The sequence below is a fragment of the Pseudothioclava nitratireducens genome (genome assembly GCF_029210495.1).
Lineage (GTDB): Bacteria > Pseudomonadota > Alphaproteobacteria > Rhodobacterales > Rhodobacteraceae > Pseudothioclava > Pseudothioclava nitratireducens.
Genome location: NZ_JARGDK010000001.1, coordinates 438444 through 457931, shown reverse-complemented (window position 1 = coordinate 457931; position 19488 = coordinate 438444). Strand labels below are relative to the sequence as shown.

Sequence of the window (19488 nt, the reverse complement as noted above, 5' to 3'; positions counted from 1 at the left end):
AGAGAAGCTCCGCTTCGCTATCCGTGAAGGCGGCCGCACCGTCGGCGCTGGCGTCGTCTCCAAAATCATCGAGTGATTTCGATCACATCTTAACGGAAGGGCCGCTCGAAAGAGCGGCCCTTTTGCTTTGTCCGGCGGTTCCGCGCAGGCGTTGCTGTGGGGCGCTCCGCGGGGGATATCTGAGGCAGAATGAGGGTCAGATCGACATCTTCTTAAAGATCGGCTCCGGGATCAGACGGATCACCGTCATCACCACCTGCCAGATGCGCGCGGTGTAGACGACGTTCCGGCGCTTCTCTATGGCCTTCATCAGGTCATCCGCGACCGCCTCGGGCGTGGTCATGAAGGGCAGCTCCATGCCTTGGGTCATCGCGGTATCCACAGGGCCGGGCTTCACGGTGATTACATGGACGCCCTTGCGGCCCGCACGGTTGCGCAGCCCGGAGAGATAGGTGGCGAAGGCGGCCTTGGCCGCACCATAGACATAGTTGCCGAGCCGCCCGCGATCGCCCGCGACCGAGCCCACGCCAAGGATCGTGCCTGCGCTCCGCGCTTCCATATGCGGCACGAGCATTTGCAGGAAAGTGGCGGGGCCGGTGTAGCTATCGGCCATCACGCCTTCGATCAGGGCGGGATTGGCGTCGATGACCTCTTGGTCCGGCATCGAACCCGAGAAGACGGCGGTGTTGAGCACGTCACCCTGAGCGGTGAAAGTCGCGATCAGATCAGCATAGTTCGAATGGTCCCGTGCGTCGAAGCGCATCACCTGCACCGCGGGCGCGCCGCGCAGGCGGCAATCGGCGGCCAGCGTTTCCAATTCCTCCTGGTTCCGTCCAGCAAGGAAAAGGGCGTTGCCCTGCTCCGCGAGCTTGCGGAGGAAGGGGCGCGCCATGCCGGAGGTGGCGCCGAGGATGATCCAGCTGTTCATGTCATGCGGTCCTTAGGTTCAGACGGCGGACCAGATCGGTGACGAGCGCACCGTCGGGATCAGCCTTTTTCACTTCGCGTTGCCATTTCGGCAGGTCGGGATACATCGCGCGGATTTGCGCGCCGGTGGCGAGCCCGTCCTTGGCGAAATAGAGCCGCCCACCCGCCTCGGAGGTCATCGCCTCAAGCCGTTTAATGAGCGCGCGCGCCTCGGGCCGGTTCGGGAAGTCGATGGCGAGCGTGTAGCCCTCCATCGGGAAGGAGAGGTAACCGCCGCGCCCCGGCCCCATGCGCTTGAGCACCGCGAGCGGTGAGGCGAGGCCAGAGCCCGCGATCTCCTGAAGCATCTGGCGCAGCGCGGGGGCGGCGCCGAGTGGCACGACGCATTGGAACTGGTAGAAGCCGCGCTTGCCGTAAAGGCGGTTCCAGTCATGGATCTTGTCCAGCGGGAAGAAGAAATCGCCAAGCGCTTTGACCACCGTACGCCCTCGCGCGGGCACGCGGTGGAAATAGGCCCAGTTGAAGGCTTTGACGATGGGTTTTGCGAGCGCGAAATGAGGCGCGTCGAGTGGGACTTTTGACGCTTTGCCGCGCTTCTTCACCAGCCCCGCGCCGCTCTCGCCCTCTTCGACGATGCCACGCCCAAGCTCGGGCCCGGTCGCAGTCGCGTCGATCCAGCCGACGGTGTAGGTCGCCTCCGAGGCATCGAGGAGCGTGAGATGTTCCTCCCAGTTGCATGCCCGTCGCTCGGTGACGAAGACGAGGTCGCCCTTGCAGGGGATCATCCGGATCTTGGCGCGCAGGATCACCCCGGTCTGGCCAAGCCCGCCCACAGTTGCCTTGAAGAGCGCGGAGCCCGGTTTGACGCGCAGCTCCTTGCCCTTTTGAAGGAGCGTGATCTCGGTCACATGCTGGCCGAAGCTGCCTTGATGGTGGTGGTTCTTGCCGTGCACATCCTGCCCGATGCAGCCGCCGATCGTCGCAAAGCCGGTGCCGGGCATGACTGCCGGAAGCCAGCCGCGCGGGGCGAAGGTCTCGGCGATGTCACCGATGCGCGCCCCGGCTTCGACCTCGAGAATGCCGGTTTTGGGATCGAACGAGAGCAGTCGGTCGAGCCGCGTCATGTCGATCATGCGGCCTTCGGAGTTCAGCGCGGCATCGCCGTAGGAGCGGCGCATCCCCATAGCGGGCGCGGCGCCATCGGCGGCGAGGGCGGCGATCATGTCGGCGCGTTCGGGGCGCGTGACTTCGCCCTTCGCGCTGAGAGCGCGGCCCCATCCGGCATATTCTGTTTTTGTCCAGGTCATTGAACTGCCTGTGATTTTAAGGCTCGATCTTGTGCGAAAGCGAGAGGCGCTCTGCGATCGGGAAGACCGCGAGGCCGATGAGAATGGCGAACCACAGCGTGGTCAGGCGGATGACGGCGGTGGCGGGGATGGAAACCTCGAGCGGGATACCGTCAAGGGAAAGGAGCGCGACCATCGCGGCCTCTGCACCGCCAAGGCCGCCCGGTGCGCCGGTCAGGCCGCCCGCCAGCGTCGAGAAGACGAAGATCGCAACCGCCTTGGCAAGGCCGATATCCGCGCCCATCCAGACAAGCAGCAGGTGGAAGGCATAGCCCTCGGCAAACCAGCCGAGCAGGCCGAGGGTGAGGGCGACGATGGCGGTGGGGGCATGGGTGAAGCGCGAGAGCGAGCGGGCTGCGCTACGGGCGCGGCCAAAGAGGCGGGGGATGCGCCCGGTGAGACGGTAGGCCACGGTAATGAGCGCGGCGAGGAGCCGGGGGCGGGTGGCGACGAGCGCTGCGACGAGGGCGAGGATAGTCACCGGCACCGCGCCCGCGATGCCGCCTGCCGCCAAGGCGACCGAGGCCCCGAGGATGATCCCCATCGCGGCGAGGTCGGAGGCGCGATCCATGAGCACCAGCGGCGCCGAACGTTCGACCGCCCAGCCCGTCTCGCGCCGGATCCAGCGCATCCGCACCAGCTCGCCGACGCGGCCGGGCGTGACCGACATGGCGAAGCCGCCAAGGAAATGCCGCGCGTTCTGCAGGAAGCCCGTGTTCAGGCCGAGGCGGCGCGCGAGGACGTGCCACCGGCCCGCCCGCATGACGTAGTTGACCAACGACAATGCGAGCAGGCCGAGGATTTGCAGCGCGTCCAGACGCCGAAGCTGAGCCATGGTTTCCGCCCACCCGGTCTGCGAGGCGAGACCCGCGAGCCCAAGGCCCACAAGCGCCAGCAAACCGCCCAGCAGCAGCCCGTCGCGGAGGCGACGAGAGCGGGGCGCGGAGGTGGGGGCGTTCATACTCATCATTGGGCAGTCTTTAGCGACAGATTTAGGCGAGATTATGGACTTGTTTCGTCATCGGAGACAATTTTGACGTGCTTGCGAGCGCGATTTCAGGGGGCTTTGCCCCAATCTGCGAAACGCGGACATGCCCCGAGTATTTAACGATTGATGAAAACGAAAAGGCCCCGCCGCAGAGGGGCGAGGCCTTGAATTTAAAGGGCTAACTCCGTCAGTTGACCAGCGTCGCCTCGGTCGCAGCACGGAATTCTTCCTCGGTCACGCCATCGGCGAGTTCGATGAGCTTCAGCCCGCCTTCCACCACGTCCAGCACGCCCAGATTGGTGATGATGCGATTGACCACCGATTTGCCGGTCAGCGGCAGGGTGCATTCCTTGAGCACTTTCGACTCGCCGTGCTTGTTGGTGTGGTCCATGACGACCACCACACGACCGACGCCCGCGACAAGGTCCATCGCGCCGCCCATGCCCTTCACCAGCTTGCCCGGAATCATCCAGTTCGCCAGATCGCCATTCTCGGCCACTTCCATCGCGCCAAGGATCGCCATCGCGATCTTGCCGCCCCGGATCATGCCGAAGCTTTGCGAGCTATCGAAATAGGAGGTCACCGGAAGTTCGGTGATGGTCTGCTTGCCAGCGTTGATCAGGTCCGGGTCCTCGTCGCCCTCATAGGGGAAGGGGCCCATGCCGAGCATGCCGTTTTCCGATTGCAGAACGACCTCGACGCCCTCGGGGATGAAGTTCGGAACCAGCGTCGGGATACCGATGCCGAGGTTCACATAGGTGCCGTTTTGCAGTTCTTTCGCGGCGCGTGCCGCCATCTGATTGCGATCCCAGGCCATCAGGCGTTCTCCCGCTTGCGCACGGTGCGCTGTTCGATGCGTTTCTCATGGTCGCCTTGAATGAGGCGATGCACATAGATGCCGGGCAGGTGGATGTGATCGGGGTCAAGCGAGCCAACGGGGACGATTTCCTCGACCTCCATCACGCAAACCTTGCCGCACATGGCTGCGGGCGGGTTGAAGTTGCGCGCGGTCTTGCGGAAGATCGCGTTGCCCGAGGCATCGGCCTTCCACGCCTTGACGATCGAGAGATCCGCGAAGATGCCCTCTTCCATGATGTATTCTTCGCCGTTGAAGATCTTGGTGTCCTTGCCCTCCGCGATCACGGTGCCCACGCCAGTCTTGGTGTAGAACCCGGGAATGCCAGCGCCACCGGCGCGCATGCGCTCAGCCAGCGTGCCTTGCGGGTTGAATTCCAGCTCCAGTTCGCCCGAGAGATACTGGCGCATGAATTCCGCGTTCTCGCCCACGTAAGAGGACATCATCTTCTTGATCTGGCGCGTGTCGAGCAGCTTGCCGAGGCCGAACCCGTCGACGCCTGCATTGTTCGAGGCCACCGTCAGATCCTTGACGCCGCTTTTCACGACAGCGTCGATCAGAAGCTCGGGGATGCCGCACAGGCCGAAGCCCCCGGCGGCGATCAGCATGCCATCACGCAGAAGGCCCTCAAGGGCGGCTTCGGCGGACGGGTAAACCTTGTTCATGTCCTTCCTCCACTGAACGGTCGTTCAATTAATTCTGGCGGGCGGCGATGCGCCTGTCAATCGCCGCATTGCGGCATTGGCGCTTCACGTTACGCAGCGAGGCCAATAAAGCAAGCCCCGCACGAGGTGGCGGGGCTTTGCGGGGTTATTTCTTTGCGGCGGTTTTCTTGGCTGCCGGCTTCTTAGCGGTTGTCTTCTTGGCAGCGGGCTTTTTGGCGGCAGGTTTCTTCGCCGCCGCCTTTTTCGCGGGCTTCTTGGCCGCCTTGGCTTCGATGAGCGGCAGCGCGATCTCCATCGTCACGGCCTCGGGCTCTACATCCTTGGGCAGTGTCGCGTTGACTTTACCCCATTTGACATAGGGGCCGTAACGGCCCGGCATGACCTGAACCGGCCCGCCCTCGGGATGCTCGCCCAGCTCCTTAATCGGCTGCGCGGCTGCGCCACGGCCCGGACCGCGTGCGAGCTTCTGCGCGAGAACCTCGACGGCGCGGTTCATGCCGATGGTGAAGACTTCTTCCACGTCGGGCAGATTCGCATAGGTGCGGCCATGCTTCACATAGGGCCCGTAGCGCCCGATAGCGGCTTCGACCATCTCGCCATCGTCGGGATGCGGCCCGATTTCGCGGGGCAGGTTCAAGAGCATCAGCGCGCGGTCGAGATCAATCCCCTCCGGCGCCCAGCCTTTCGGCAGCGACGCACGCGGCGGCTTGGGCATATCCTCGGTCGGCTCACCCTTTTGCACATAGGGGCCGAAGCGCCCGATGCGCAGGGTGATCTCCTGACCGTCCGCCTCGCCCAGAACCTTGCCGTCGAGCGCCTGCGTCGCGTCATCGCCATCTGGAGCCGAGAGCGGGCGCGTGAACCGGCATTCCGGATAGTTCGAGCAACCGATGAACGCCCCGCCAGACCGTGCAGTCTTGAGGTTCAGCCGTCCAGCACCACAGACCGGGCAGGCACGCGGGTCGCCACCATCCGCGCGCGGCGGGTAGAGATGCGGGGCCAGAACCTCGTCGATCTTCTCCAGAACCTCGCCGATGCGCAGATCGGCGGTCTCACCCAGAGCGGCCGAGAAATCGCGCCAGAACCGCGCGAGCACTTCCTTGTAGTTGCGATCGCCTGCCGAGATGTCGTCGAGCTGGTCCTCGAGGTCCGCAGTGAAGTCATATTCCACGTAGCGGCGGAAATAGTTGCTCAGGAACGCCGTTACCAAACGCCCGGTATCCTCGGGGATCAGGCGATTCTTGTCCTTGCGCACATAGCCGCGGTCCTGAATCGTGGTCACGATCGAGGCATAGGTCGAGGGGCGCCCGATGCCGAGCTCTTCCATCCGTTTGACCAGCGTCGCCTCGGTGTAGCGGGGCGGCGGCTGGGTGAAATGCTGTTCGGGCGTGATCGCACGCTTCTCGGAGGGCTCGCCCTCCATCAGTTGCGGCAAGCGCTTGCCATCCTCGTCCTCGTCGTCATCGCGCCCCTGATCGTAGACCTTGAGGAAGCCCTCGAAGGTGACGACCTGCCCGTTCGCGCGCAGTTCGACCTCGCCATCCTTCGAGGCGATATCGACCACGGTGCGTTCCATCCGGGCGGCGGCCATCTGGCTTGCGATGGTGCGCTTCCAGATCAGGTCGTAGATCTTGCGCTGATCATCCGCGACTTTCAGCTTTTCGGGCGAGAGGCTCATATCCGTCGGGCGGATACATTCGTGCGCCTCTTGCGCGTTCTTGGCCTTGTTCTTGTACATGCGCGGGCTGGCGGGAACGTAGTCCTCCCCAAAGCGGCGCTTGATCTCGTCGCGGGCGGCCATCACGGCCTCGGGGGCCATGTCGATGCCGTCGGTCCGCATATAGGTGATGTAGCCCGCCTCGTAGAGCCGTTGCGCCGCCGACATGCAGGCCTTGGCGCCCATGCCGAATTTGCGGCTCGCCTCCTGCTGGAGCGTCGAGGTCATGAACGGCGCCCAGGGGTTGCGACTCGCGGGTTTGGCCTCGACCGATTTCACGAAGAGATCGCGCGAGGTCACCGCCTGCACGGCGAGTTCCGCGGCGGTCTCATTGGCGAGGTCGAATTTCTCGAGCTTCTTGCCGCCCAGCACGGTCAGGCGGGCCTCGAAGTCTTGCCCGCGCGGTGTGCGCAGACCAGCGGTCACGCTCCAGTATTCGCGGGCCTTGAAGGCCTCGATCTCCATCTCGCGCTCGACGATGAGTCGCAGGCAGACCGACTGCACCCGGCCCGCCGATTTCGCGCCCGGAAGCTTGCGCCACAGAACCGGCGAGAGGTTGAAGCCCACCAGATAGTCGAGCGCGCGACGGGCGAGATAGGCCTCGACCAGCGGGGCATCGACCTCACGCGGGTGCTTCATCGCTTCAAGGATCGCGTTCTTGGTGATCGCGTTGAACGTCACGCGGCTGACATTCTTGCCCTTGAGCTTCTTCTCAAGCGCCTCTTGCAGGTGCCACGAGATCGCCTCCCCCTCACGATCAGGGTCGGTTGCGAGGATCAGCGTGTCGTCATCTTTGAGCGCGTCGGTGATCGCCTTGATATGCTTTTTCGAGTCGGAGGCGACCTCCCACTTCATCGCGAAATCGTCTTCCGGATCAACGGAACCGTCTTTCGGCGGCAGGTCGCGCACATGGCCGAAGGAGGCCAGAACGGTATAATCCGAACCCAGATATTTGTTGATTGTCTTGGCCTTGGCGGGGGATTCGACAACAACAACAGGCATGGGAGTCCTCTCGGCAAACGGCGCGACACTATTGGGGGCGGACCATGTGGGGTTTCCACTCCGATTGTCAATGGAGCGCCTAACGCAGGGTTCGGAGGGAGGCCGTAAAAGGAGGGGGTGAAGCGGTCAGGCGGCCTCAGCCCGGCTCAGAAGACCGCCGGGGTGACGCTGGATGCGGCCATCGAGTTCCAGTTGCAGAACAGCCTCGGCGAACCGCATCGCATCGGCGCTCAGGTCGCGGATGACCTGATCCTCGGCGGTGGGGCTGGGGCCGATCAGGCCAAGGATGCGGTCTTCGAGCGTGGCGGTTTCTGGGGATGCCTGCACTGGGCGTAGCGTAGCGCGGTCGGAGGTGCCTGTCGCAGTTTGTATCGGGCTTGAAAGCGGGGCCAGCGCGGCGAGCACGTCTTCGGCGCCCCTAACCAAAAGCGCGCCGTCGCGGATCAGCATGTTGCAGCCGCCCGCGCGCCCATCCATTGGATGCCCCGGCACCGCCATCACCTCGCGCCCTTGATCAAGCGCGTTGCGCGCGGTCAAAAGGCTGCCGGAACGCGCGGCTGCCTCGACTACGACGACCGCCTGCGCCAGCCCCGAGATGATCCGGTTGCGTTGCGGGAAGTGGCGGGCTTGCGGTTGCAAGCCGGGCGGCAGTTCGGACAGGCGCAGGCCGCTGCGGGCCATATCCTTGGCAAGTTTCTCGTTCTCCGAAGGATAGATCACGTCGATGCCGCCCGCCTGCACGCCGATCGTGCCGGTCTCGAGGGCCGCCTGATGAGCGGCGGCGTCGATCCCGCGCGCAAGGCCCGAGACAATCACATAGCCCGCAACACCCAAGTCCTGCGCCAGCCGCCGCGCCATTCGCGTTCCCAGCGACGAGGCATTGCGTGCCCCGACCACGGCGATCTTCGGGCGCTGCAACAGTGCCGGATCGCCCATCGCCCAGAGCACGGCAGGCGCGTCGCTCAGATCCATCAGTTCCGCCGGATAGTCCGCCGATCCATGTACGATCAGCCGCGCGCCCGCCCGGCGCCCCGCACGCAGCTCCGCTTCGGCGACGCCCGCTGGGCAGGTTTCGTAGTCGGAGACACCGGCGGCGCGGGCCACCTCTGGCAACGCCTCCAGCGCTGCTTGCGCCGTGCCATGTTCGGCCATCATTCGGTGAAATGTCGTCGGCCCCACACGACGAGAGCGAATGAGGCGGAGAAGCGCGAGTTCGTCTTCTTCCGTGGTGGGTGGGGTGAAGGGGGTGGGGTAAGAAAACAAATCGGTTTTCATCCAGTCCTCCGCCTCAATCGCAAGACCGTCTTAACTCGCTTAACGTTAACAAGTCGTTACCAACTCGCCAAAAGCGGGAATTTTGCGAAAATTTTCCCCTAGACAGCAAAACGCGCGCTGATGGACTGCGCGCGCTGCCAACTGAACTGCGATTTCACGCAGCGGAACCGCCGACCGTCAGCCCGCCGATCATCAGCGTCGGTTGACCCACGCCCACCGGCACCCATTGACCCGCCTTGCCGCAATTGCCGATACCGGGGTCGAGCGCCATATCGTTGCCGATGGCGCGGATCTGCCGCATCGCGGTGGGGCCGTCGCCGATCAGCGTGGCGCCCTTTACCGGCGCGCCGACGACACCGTTCTTCACCCGATAGGCTTCGGTGCAGGAGAACACGAACTTGCCGTTGGTGATGTCGACCTGACCGCCCCCAAAGCCCACGGCGTAGATCCCGTCCTTCAGATCGGCCAGAATCGCCGCCGGATCGGCCTCGCCGCCCAGCATATAGGTGTTGGTCATGCGCGGCATCGGGATATGGGCATAGCTCTCACGGCGTCCGTTGCCGGTCGTCTCCACCCCCATCAGACGCGCGTTCTGGCGGTCTTGCATGTAGCCCACGAGAATCCCGTCCTCGATCAGCACGTTCTTGCCGGAGGGCGTGCCCTCGTCATCCACCGTGATCGAGCCGCGACGGTCGGGGATCGTGCCGTCATCGAGAACCGTGACGCCCTTCGCCGCGACCTGCTGACCCATGAGACCCGCGAACGCCGAGGATTTCTTGCGGTTGAAGTCGCCCTCAAGACCGTGCCCAACGGCTTCATGAAGAAGCACCCCCGGCCAGCCCGGCCCTAGGACCACATCGAACTGGCCTGCTGGCGCAGGCTCTGCCGCGAGGTTGACCAGCGCCACCCGCAGGGCTTCCCGTGCGGCGGGCTGCCAATGCGCGGGATCGATCAGCCCCGCAAGACCGAATCGGCCACCACCGCCATGGCTGCCGCTCTCACGACGGCCGTTCTCCTCGACGATCACCGAGACGTTCAGACGGGCCATCGGACGAATATCGCTGACCAGCCCGCCCTCGGGGCGCAGGATAAAGACCTCTTGCAGGCTCGCCGCCATCGAGGCGGTCACCTGCACCACGCGGCGGTCGAGGCCACGGGTAAAAGCGTCGATCTCGCGCAGGATGTCGATCTTGGCAGCAAAGGGGGCTTCGGACATCGGGTCGGTGTCGCCATAGAGCTTGCGATTCGTCGCCTTGGGGGGCGGGGCCATCACGCCGCCGCCATCCCCGACCGCCCGACGCGCGGTCTCGCAGGCACGGCGGAGCGCGGCTTCGGAGATTTCGGTGGAATGCGCATAGCCCGCCACCTCGCCCCGCACGGCCCGAAGCCCGAAGCCCTCGGAGGCATCATAGCTGGCGGTTTTCACGCGCCCGTCGTCAAAGACCAGCGCTTCCGAGCGGCGCCGCTCCAGGAAAAGCTCGCCATCCTCGGCCCCCGCCGTCGCGTCGCGCAGAAGCCGAAGTGCTCCGTCACGGTCCAGTTGGGTGTCGAACGGCTCGAAGCGGTCTTGGCTCATCGTCTCTCCTTTGCGGGGCTTGCCGGCACAAAAAGCGACAGGTTGTCGCAGCTTTTGCTTGTCGGACCCAACCTAATATGATTTTAAAATACATACATTCAACGGGGTTCGACGAAGGGACGCGTCGGATTTGCGTTGGGCGGCAGGGAGAGCCGCTTCAGGGAACGGGAAATTACGAATGCGCTTTGCGAAACTCTGCCGCGGCACCGCGGCCGCTTTCACGTCGCTTGTCATTGCGGGGCAAGTTCAGGCTCAGGACATGATCAAAGGGCTTCCGGTGATCGGCAAGCCGGTACCCGAAGGGCTTGGCTTCCAGCCGGCATCGTCGGAACTCGCCCATGAGCAGCAATGGCTCGACGGGATGCTCCTCTGGATCATCACCATCATCACGCTCTTTGTCTTCGGGCTGCTGTTTTACGTGATGCTGCGCTACAACTCGCGCACGAACAAAGTGCCGTCGCGCTTTACGCACAATTCGCCGCTCGAGATCGCGTGGACCTTCATCCCGATCGTGATTCTCGTTGTCGTCGGCTCGTTCTCGCTGCCGGCGCTGTGGAAGCAGCAGGAGATGCCTGCGGCGGATCTCACGATCAAGGTGACCGGTTACCAGTGGTACTGGGGCTATGAGTATCCGGAAGAAGGCATCGCCTTCGACGCGCTGATGCTCGCCAAGGAAGAGCTGGCCGATCACGGCTATGCCGAGGACGAATACCTGCTGGCAGCCGATAACGCGGTCGTCGTGCCGGTCAACAAGACCGTCGTGATGAACGTGACCGCCGCGGACGTGATCCATAGCTGGACCATCCCGGCCTTTGCCGTGAAGCAGGACGCCGTTCCGGGCCGCACCGCACAACTGTGGTTCAATGCCGACAAGGAAGGCGTCTACTTCGGCCAGTGCTCGGAGCTTTGCGGTCAGGCGCACGCCTACATGCCGATCGTTGTCAAAGTCGTCTCGGACGAAGTCTATGCCGACTGGGTTGCCCGCGCGCAGAACGGCTTTGCCGCTGTCGAAACCGAAGAAACCGTGAAGGTCGCCTCGAACTGAGGCGGCCCACACGCGGAGGACCGACATGAGCGATATCGGCTATCTCGATCACAGCAAGGAAGCGCAGTTCGGCGATTTCGTCGCGCTTCTGAAGCCGCGTGTCATGTCGCTTGTCGTCTTCACCGCGATGGTCGGCCTTCTGGTTGCGCCGAACCCGGTGCACCCCTTCGTCGGCTTTGTGGCGATTCTCTTTATCGCGCTGGGGGGCGGGGCGTCGGGTGCGCTGAATATGTGGTATGATGCCGATATCGACCGCGTGATGCGCCGCACCAAGGGCCGCCCGATCCCGGCGGGCCGCGTCACCGAGGGCGAGGCGCTGGGCTTCGGTCTCGCGTTGGCGGGGATTTCCTGCGTGATGCTGGCGCTCGCCTCGAACCTCTTCTCGGGGCTGTTCCTCGCCTTCACCATCTTCTTCTACGCCGTGGTCTACACGATGTGGCTCAAGCGCTCGACGCCGCAGAACATCGTGATCGGCGGTGCCGCGGGCGCCTTCCCTCCGATGATCGGCTGGGCGGTCGCGACCGGAGGCATCAGCCTCGAGTCGGTGGCCATGTTCGCGATCATCTTTCTTTGGACGCCTCCGCACTTCTGGTCGCTGGCGCTGTTCATGAAGGACGACTACTCGAACGCGGGCGTGCCGATGCTGACCGTGACCCATGGTCGCCGCGCGACGCGCAAACAAATCTTCGCCTACACGCTGATCCTTGCTCCGGTGGCGATCGGCACGGCCTTCACCTCGATCGGCGGGCCGGTCTACCTGGCGACGGCACTGGTGCTCAACGCGCTCTTCATCAAGGGCGGCTGGACGATCCTGCGCCGCACCGAAGAGACCGCGCAGGAGGAGACCTACCGTTTCGAGAAGCGCTACTTCTACTTCTCGCTGCTCTATCTCTTCGGCCATTTCCTCGCGCTTCTGGTCGAGGCGGCTCTGCGTCACTTCGGACTCGGGGGCTGGTAAGATGGCAATCACCCGTGACAGCGACATGCATAAGCGCCGTTTCTCCCGGAATATGGGGCTGGGCGTCGTGCTGATCGGCTTCGTGGCCCTCGTCTTCGGCCTGACCGTGGTCAAGGTGCAAGGCGGCTCCAAGATGGAAGCCTTCGATCACCAGCCGCGCGTCTCGGCGCTGCCGGCCAGCGAGCCGGTCGAGGCCCGCCCGCAAAAAGTCGCGCCCGGCGCCCCCGTCGGAGGCACCCAATGAGCGCGCAGAACGCAAATACCAAGGTTGTCGTCAGGCTCGTCGCCCTGATCCTCTTTATGGGCGCAGGGGCTTGGGCCGCCGTGCCGTTTTATGACTGGTTCTGCCGCACGACCGGTTTCGGCGGGACGACTCAGGTCTCGGACGCGGGCTCCGACGTGATCCTCGACGAAGAGGTGACCGTGCGCTTCGTCGCCAATGTCGCGCGCGACATGCCGTGGAAGTTCAAGCCGATGCAGCATGAGATGAAGATGCGGATCGGCGAAACCGGGCTGGCCTATTACGAGGCCTACAACCCGACCGACCGCGTTGTCGCAGGCACTGCAAGCTACAACGTCGCCCCCGACCTCGCGGGCGGCTTCTTCGACAAGATCGAATGCTTCTGCTTCACCGAGCAGGTGCTCCAGCCCGGCGAGCGGGTGGAGATGCCGGTCTCGTTCTATGTCGATCCCGAACTCGTAGAAGATCGTGACGCGGGTCATATCCGCGAGATCACGCTGTCCTACACCTTCTTCGAAACCGATTTGCCCGAACAGCAGGCCGCGCTTGGCCCAGCTGAGACGGCCCCCGTCAACTGAGGCCAACAGGAACCATAAAAATGGCGCACGCTAAGAACCACGACTACCACATCCTTCCCCCCTCGATCTGGCCGATGCTCAGCGCGGTTGGCGCGTTCGTCATGCTCTTCGGCGCGGTCATGTGGATGGCGGATATCACGCCGTTCATCTTCTTCGCGGGTCTGCTGCTCGTGCTCTACTGCATGTATGGCTGGTGGGCGGATGTCGTGAATGAAGGCGAGATCGGCGATCACACCCCGGTGGTGCGGATCGGCCTGCGCTATGGCTTCATGCTCTTCATCATGTCCGAGGTGATGTTCTTCGCAGCCTGGTTCTGGAGCTTCTTCAAGCACGCCATGTATCCGATGGGTCCGCAAAGCCCTGCGATTGATGGCGTCTGGCCCCCCGAAGGCATCGTGACCTTCGACCCGTGGCACCTGCCGCTGATCAACACCGTGATCCTGCTCCTGTCGGGCGTCACGCTGACCTGGGCGCACCACGCGCTGGTCCATGAAAACAACCGTCAGGATGTGCGCAACGGTCTGATCCTCACGGTGCTTCTGGGTGCGCTCTTTACCTTCTTCCAGGCCTACGAATACAGCCACGCGGCCTTCGGCCTCGCAGGCAACATCTACGGCGCAAACTTCTTCATGGCGACGGGCTTCCACGGTATGCACGTGATTATCGGGACGATCTTCCTGCTGGTCTGTCTGATCCGCGTCATGAAGGGCCACTTCACGCCTGAGCAGCATGTCGGCTTCGAGGCCGCGGCCTGGTACTGGCACTTCGTCGATGTGGTCTGGCTGTTCCTCTTCGCTTCGATCTATATCTGGGGCGCGTAAGCCGCACCCCAGGCCGATCTGACGGATAACGTGCGATGCGGCGCGGGGGGCAACCCTCGCGCCGATCCTTTTGAGAGGTTACATGACCCGTTACATATTTCCTTTGATCCTCGGCGTTGGCGGTATCGCCATCCTGATGAGCCTCGGCTTCTGGCAATTGCGCCGACTTGACTGGAAAGAGCAGATGCTCGCGCAGATCGAGGCGCAGATTGCGGGTGCGGTTCAGGAACTGCCGTCCGAGGGCGCAAGCTCAGAGTCGTCGAAATACGTGCCGGTGCAGGTGGCGGGCGCGACGACCGGCGAAGAGATCCTCGTGCTCTCGGGGCAAAAGGGCGTGGGCGCAGGCTATCAGGTCATCGCGGCCTTCGAGACCGGCGAGGGACGGCGCATTCTCGTCGATCGCGGCTTCCTGCCCGAAGCGGCCCGGCGCGACGCCCGGCCTGCGACGGCGCTGATCGTGACCGGAAACTTGCACTGGCCCGAAGAAGTCGAGAGCTTCACGCCGGAGCCGGACCTGAACGCCGGGATCTGGTTCGCCCGCGACGTGCCGCGCATGGCCGCGCATCTGGGGACAGAGCCGATCCTCGTCGTGGCGTCCCGCGTCGAGGGCGACGCGCAGGGCATCGGTCCGCAGCCCGTCACCATCTCCGGCATCCCGAATGACCACATGAACTATGCAATCACGTGGTTTTCGCTGGCAATTGTCTGGGCGGGGATGACAGCGTTCCTGTTGTGGCGTATCAGGCGGCAACAGATCTGAGGACGATTGCGATGCGCTATATCTCGACGCGGGGGGCGGCCCCCGTCCTGACCTTCTCCGAGGCAATGCTGACCGGGCTGGCCCGCGACGGGGGGCTTTACGTCCCCGAGAGCGTGCCGCAGATGAGCGCGGATGAGATCGCGGCGCTGGCGGGTCTGTCCTACGAAGAGGTCGCGTTCCGCGTGATGAAACCGTTCTGCGGCGAGAGCTTCAGCGACGACGAACTCAAGGGCGCCATTGCCCGCGCCTATGCGGGCTTTGGCCATGTCGCGCGGGCGCCCCTGGTGCAGCTTGCGCCGGGGCATTTCCTGCTGGAACTGTTCCACGGGCCGACGCTCGCCTTCAAGGATTTCGCGATGCAGGTCATCGGCCAACTCTTCCAGATCGAACTGGAAAAGCAGGGCCGTAAGATCACCATCGTCGGGGCCACCTCGGGCGATACCGGCTCGGCGGCGATCGAGGCCTTCCGCGGGCTCGACAATGTGGACGTGTTCATCCTCTTCCCGCATGGCCGTGTGTCCGAAGTGCAGCGCCGCCAGATGACCACGCCCTCCGAGGCGAATGTCCACGCGCTCGCGCTCGACGGTGATTTCGACGATTGTCAGGGCCGCCTCAAAGACATGTTCAACCATTTCGAGTTCCGCGATGAGGTGGGGCTTGCCGGGGTGAACTCGATCAACTGGGCGCGGGTTCTGGCGCAGGTGGTCTATTACTTCACCGCCGCCGTGGCGCTTGGCGCTCCGCATCGCAAGATCAGCTTCACTGTGCCGACCGGCAATTTCGGCGACATCTTCGCGGGCTTCATCGCGCGTGAAATGGGCCTGCCGATCGAACAACTGGTGATCGCGACCAACCAGAACGACATCCTGCATCGCTGCCTGACGACGGGCCGCTATGAGATGGACGGCGTAAAGCCCTCGATCAGCCCGTCGATGGATATCCAGATCAGCTCCAATTTTGAGCGCGCGCTGTTCTGGGCCTATGGCAAGGATGGCAAGGCCGTTGCGCAACTCATGGACGAGATGAAGGCCAAGGGCGGCTTCGCGGTAAGCCAAGGCGCGCTCGAAGCCCTGCGCGAGATCTACGCTTCGGGCCGCGTCTCCGAGCAAGAGACCAGCCTGACCATCACCGAGGAACTGGCACGCTCGGGCGAGCTTCTCTGCCCGCACTCGGCGGTGGGCGTGCGCGTGGGCCATGCCCATGTCTCGGGCGCCACCCCGATGGTGACGCTTGCCACGGCGCATCCGGCCAAGTTCCCCGACGCCGTCGAGGCCGCAACGGGCATCCGTCCGCCGCTGCCCCCGCGCATGGCGGACCTGTTCGAGCGCTCCGAGCGCGTGACCCGCGTTCCCAATGACCTCGCCGCGCTTGAAGCGCTCATCACCGAGAGGCGCCGCGCGTGATCGAACTGACGACGCTGCCGAACGGCCTCCGGGTCGTGACGGAAAACATGCCGGGGCTGGCCTCGGCGACCATCGGAATCTGGGTGACCGCGGGCGGGCGCCATGAGCGGCTCGAACAGAACGGCATCGCGCATTTTCTTGAGCATATGGCGTTCAAGGGCACCAAGACGCGCTCGGCGCTGCAAATCGCCGAGTCGATCGAGGATGTCGGCGGCTATATCAACGCCTATACCTCGCGCGAAATGACCGCCTATTACGCGCGGGTGCTGGCCGAGGACGTGCCGCTCGCGCTCGACGTGATTTCGGATATCGTGCTCAATCCGGTCTTCGATCCACGCGAGATCGAGGTCGAGCGCCATGTGATCCTGCAAGAGATCGGGCAGTCGATGGACACGCCCGACGATATCATCTTCGACTGGCTGCAAGAGGCCGCCTATCCCGATCAGGCGATGGGCCGCACGATCCTCGGCCCGGCGGAGAAGGTCGCAAGCTTTGGCCGCCCCGATCTCTCGGGCTTCGTGTCCGAGCATTATGGCCCGAACGAGATGATCCTGTCGGCGGCGGGGGCGGTCGATCACGATCAGATCGTGCGCGCGGCCGAGCAGATCTTCGGCCACCTGTCCCGCGTCATCGTGCCCGGCTCGCAATCCGCGACGTGGCAGGGCCGCGAGCGGCGGGAGATCAAGCAACTCGAACAGGCGCATTTTGCGCTTGGTCTCGAGGGGCCGGCCTATGCCAATCAGGACCTCTATACCGCGCAGGTCTACACGACCGCGCTGGGCGGCGGCATGTCCTCGCGGCTGTTCCAGAAGATCCGCGAAGAGCGGGGCCTGTGCTACACGATCTTCGCGCAGGCGGGGGCCTATGAGGACACCGGCATGATCACGGTTTATGCCGGCACCTCCGCCGAGGAGATCGGCGCGCTTGCGGGCCTGACCATCGACGAGCTGAAGCGCGCCGCCGACGACATGAGCGAGGCCGAAGTCGCCCGTGCTCGTGCGCAGATGAAGGCGGGGATGCTGATGGGGCTGGAATCCGCCTCGGGCCGGGCCGAGCGCATGGCGCGCAATCTGGCGATCTGGGGCCGCGTACCCGGCATCGAGGAAAGCGCCGAGAAGATCGACGCCGTCACCCGCGACAAGGTCCGCGATTTTGCCGGGCGTCTGGCGGGTGAGGGTCGTTCGGCGCTGGCACTTTACGGGCCGGTGTCCGCCGCGCCCGAACTCGGGGAGTTGCGCCGGAGGCTGGCCGCCTGATGCTCAGCCGTCGTCGGAAGCCCAAGATCGAGACGGAACGGATGACGCTCCGGCTGCCGATGCATTCCGACTATACCGACTGGGCGCATCTGCGCGAGGAAAGCCGCGATTTCCTGACACAATGGGAGCCGAGCTGGTCTTACGATCATCTGGGCCGTAAGGCGTTCACCAACCGGGTCTACTGGGCGACGCGCGCCGAAGGGGCGGGGACGGCGGTGCCGTTTTTCCTGATCCGGCGGCAGGATGCGCGGGTGCTGGGCGCGATCACGCTCGACAATATCCGGCGCGGGCCAGCGCAGGCGGGGACGCTTGGCTACTGGATCGGGGCGCGCTATGCCCGGCAAGGCTTCATGCGCGAGGCGCTGGAGGCGGTCGTGCACTTCGCTTTCACCACGCTGGATCTGAGCCGACTGGAGGCCGCATGCCTGCCCGAGAACCTTGCCTCGCGCGGGGTGCTGGAGAAATGCGGCTTCAAATATGAGGGCGTCGCGCAGAGCTATCTGCAGATCAACGGGCGGTGGCGGAACCATGTTCTCTATGCCAATCTGCGCAATGATCGGCGGGGCCGGACGGATGTCGGATAGGGGGCGCTGCCTCCTCGGCCCGATGGGCCTCACCCCCGGAGTAGTTGGAGTTTGATGAAGGGGATGGCTTTGCGCGCAGCGGATCAGGCTTTTGCGGAACGGTTGCGGGCGGCTTTGCCCGACCTGTGGCTTGGCGCGCCGGAGCCCCGCTATCTCGAAGAGCCGCGCGGCCGGTTCACGGGGCAGGGCGGCTACCTTGCCAAGCCGCGCTCGACGGCGGAGGTCTCTGCGCTGTTGCGGGTCTGCCACGCGGAGGGTGTCGCGGTGCTGCCTTACGGGGGCGGGACCGGGCTCGTCAGCGGGCAGGTTGCCGAAGACCTCGCGCCACTGATCTTGTCGCTTGAGCGGATGACGGCGGTGCGGGCGCTTGATGCCGATGCAATCGTGGTCGAAGCGGGTATGACGCTGCAAGCGGTGCATGAGGCGGCTGATAGTGTCGGGCGGCGTTTTCCCCTGACGCTGGCCAGTCAGGGCAGCGCGCAGATCGGAGGCTGTCTGGCGACCAATGCGGGCGGGGTGAACGTGCTGCGCTATGGAAATGCGCGGGCGCTTTGTCTGGGGCTGGAGGTGGTACTGGCCGATGGCACGATTTGGAATGGCCTGTCGCGGCTGCACAAGGACAATACCGGTTACGATCTGCGCGACCTGATGATCGGCTCCGAGGGGAGCCTTGGCATCATCACGGCGGCGAGCCTGAAGCTCGTGGTGCCGCCGGTCGAAGAGGGCGCCGCGATTTTCGCCGTGCCTTCACCCGACGCTGCGGTGGAGCTTTTGGGGCTGGCGCAGGGGCGCTTGGCGGGCTGTATCTCGGCGTTTGAACTGATCGCGAAACAGGGGCTTTCCTTCCTGCGCGAGGTTGGCCCCGAGGTTCAGTTCCCCTTTGCGGAGGACCCTGACTGGATGGTGTTGATCGAGTTGGGGCTGCCTGCGGGAGTGTCGGCGCAAGAGGCCTTTGCCGATCTCTATGAAGCTGCGGGCGAGCGTGTGTCTGATGCCGTGATTGCGCAATCCGAGGCTCAGAGGGCGGCTTTCTGGACGCTCCGTGAGAGCCTCCCGCTTGCCAACCGCCGGATCGGCGCGATCTCGAGCCATGATATTTCTGTGCCAGTGTCCTCGATCGCCACGTTTATTGCCTCGGCGCGCGCGATGCTGGAGGGGATGGGCGACTACCGGATCAACTGCTTCGGGCATGTCGGTGACGGAAACCTGCACTTCAACGTCTTTCCCGCGAAAGGCCGGACGCGCGATGCCTATGAAAACCAGCGCGATGCGGTTAAACGCGCGGTGCATGATTTGCTGGTCCAGCGTTTTGAAGGATCGGTTTCCGCCGAGCACGGGGTCGGGCGGTTGAAGGTCGGTGATCTTGAGACCTATTCCGATCCCGCGAAGCTGGCGATGATGCGGGCGATCAAGGCGGCGCTCGATCCGAAGGGGATACTTAATCCGGGCGTCGTGCTGCGCGCGGAGGGAAAATGAAAAGCGCCCCACCG

General features: G+C 64.3%; 19 protein-coding genes. 11 read left to right on the top strand and 8 right to left on the bottom strand.

Going from position 1 to position 19488, the window contains the following annotated elements:
- Positions 1–76: EF-Tu C-terminal domain-related protein (locus tag P0X85_RS15155; protein ID WP_179907328.1), on the top strand; the 76-nt coding region annotated here is incomplete at its 5' end.
- Between the two features lie 120 nt (positions 77–196).
- Here P0X85_RS15155 and P0X85_RS02195 read toward each other — a convergent pair.
- The 8 genes from P0X85_RS02195 to tldD all read right to left on the bottom strand — a co-directional run bounded on the left by P0X85_RS02195 (position 197) and on the right by tldD (position 10352).
- Complete coding sequence (locus tag P0X85_RS02195) at positions 197–928, bottom strand: SDR family NAD(P)-dependent oxidoreductase (protein WP_275807714.1); 732 nt, start codon at positions 926–928, stop codon at positions 197–199.
- A gap of 1 nt (position 929) precedes the next feature.
- Positions 930–2234 (bottom strand): FAD-binding protein, encoded by a 1305-nt coding sequence (locus tag P0X85_RS02190; RefSeq protein WP_275807711.1) that lies wholly within the window; start codon positions 2232–2234, stop codon positions 930–932.
- Between the two features lie 16 nt (positions 2235–2250).
- Entirely contained in the window at positions 2251–3243 is a 993-nt protein-coding gene (locus P0X85_RS02185) for a lysylphosphatidylglycerol synthase transmembrane domain-containing protein (RefSeq protein ID WP_275807709.1), read from the bottom strand.
- A gap of 205 nt (positions 3244–3448) precedes the next feature.
- A complete protein-coding gene (locus P0X85_RS02180) occupies positions 3449–4078 on the bottom strand; it encodes a CoA transferase subunit B (RefSeq protein ID WP_275807706.1) in 630 nt (209 codons plus the stop codon).
- The gene (locus P0X85_RS02175) at positions 4078–4782 is read right to left on the bottom strand and encodes a CoA transferase subunit A (RefSeq protein WP_275807702.1); all 705 of its coding nucleotides are present in this window, start codon (positions 4780–4782) and stop codon (positions 4078–4080) included. Before P0X85_RS02175 ends, P0X85_RS02180 begins: the two co-directional genes overlap by 1 nt.
- Positions 4783–4927: 145 nt before the next feature.
- Complete coding sequence (topA, locus tag P0X85_RS02170; RefSeq protein WP_275807698.1) at positions 4928–7501, bottom strand: type I DNA topoisomerase; 2574 nt, start codon at positions 7499–7501, stop codon at positions 4928–4930.
- 126 nt (positions 7502–7627) lie between these two features.
- Positions 7628–8776, bottom strand: a complete 1149-nt coding sequence (gene dprA, locus P0X85_RS02165) for a DNA-processing protein DprA (protein ID WP_275807695.1) — start codon at positions 8774–8776, stop codon at positions 7628–7630.
- A gap of 154 nt (positions 8777–8930) precedes the next feature.
- Positions 8931–10352, bottom strand: coding sequence for a metalloprotease TldD (gene tldD / locus P0X85_RS02160; protein ID WP_275807692.1), 1422 nt, complete (start codon positions 10350–10352; stop codon positions 8931–8933).
- A 178-nt stretch (positions 10353–10530) separates the two neighbouring features.
- On the opposite strand from tldD, the gene coxB reads away from it, so the two are divergent.
- The 10 genes from coxB (at position 10531) to P0X85_RS02110 (ending at position 19474) form a co-directional block, all read left to right on the top strand.
- Positions 10531–11397, top strand: a complete 867-nt coding sequence (gene coxB / locus P0X85_RS02155; RefSeq protein ID WP_420851761.1) for a cytochrome c oxidase subunit II — start codon at positions 10531–10533, stop codon at positions 11395–11397.
- Positions 11398–11422: 25 nt separating this feature from the next.
- Positions 11423–12355, top strand: coding sequence for a heme o synthase (gene cyoE / locus P0X85_RS02150; protein WP_275807685.1), 933 nt, complete (start codon positions 11423–11425; stop codon positions 12353–12355).
- Between the two features lies 1 nt (position 12356).
- Positions 12357–12599 (top strand): hypothetical protein, encoded by a 243-nt coding sequence (locus P0X85_RS02145; RefSeq protein WP_275807682.1) that lies wholly within the window; start codon positions 12357–12359, stop codon positions 12597–12599.
- On the top strand, positions 12596–13174 hold the full coding sequence (locus P0X85_RS02140; RefSeq protein ID WP_275807679.1) for a cytochrome c oxidase assembly protein: 579 nt from the start codon (positions 12596–12598) through the stop codon (positions 13172–13174). The genes P0X85_RS02145 and P0X85_RS02140 overlap by 4 nt, the downstream gene beginning before the upstream one ends.
- 20 nt (positions 13175–13194) lie before the next feature.
- The gene (locus tag P0X85_RS02135) at positions 13195–13995 is read left to right on the top strand and encodes a cytochrome c oxidase subunit 3 (RefSeq protein WP_275807676.1); all 801 of its coding nucleotides are present in this window, start codon (positions 13195–13197) and stop codon (positions 13993–13995) included.
- 82 nt (positions 13996–14077) lie between these two features.
- Positions 14078–14755 (top strand): SURF1 family protein, encoded by a 678-nt coding sequence (locus P0X85_RS02130; RefSeq protein ID WP_275807674.1) that lies wholly within the window; start codon positions 14078–14080, stop codon positions 14753–14755.
- Positions 14756–14766: 11 nt separating this feature from the next.
- Positions 14767–16158, top strand: coding sequence for a threonine synthase (gene thrC, locus P0X85_RS02125; protein WP_275807673.1), 1392 nt, complete (start codon positions 14767–14769; stop codon positions 16156–16158).
- A complete protein-coding gene (locus P0X85_RS02120) occupies positions 16155–17414 on the top strand; it encodes a M16 family metallopeptidase (RefSeq protein ID WP_275807671.1) in 1260 nt (419 codons plus the stop codon). Before thrC ends, P0X85_RS02120 begins: the two co-directional genes overlap by 4 nt.
- Positions 17414–17998 carry a GNAT family N-acetyltransferase gene (locus P0X85_RS02115; protein ID WP_275807669.1) on the top strand — a complete coding sequence of 195 codons (585 nt, stop codon included), beginning with the start codon at positions 17414–17416 and terminating at the stop codon, positions 17996–17998. Before P0X85_RS02120 ends, P0X85_RS02115 begins: the two co-directional genes overlap by 1 nt.
- A gap of 63 nt (positions 17999–18061) precedes the next feature.
- Positions 18062–19474 carry an FAD-binding oxidoreductase gene (locus P0X85_RS02110; RefSeq protein WP_275807667.1) on the top strand — a complete coding sequence of 471 codons (1413 nt, stop codon included), beginning with the start codon at positions 18062–18064 and terminating at the stop codon, positions 19472–19474.
- The last annotated feature ends 14 nt before the right edge of the window (positions 19475–19488 follow it).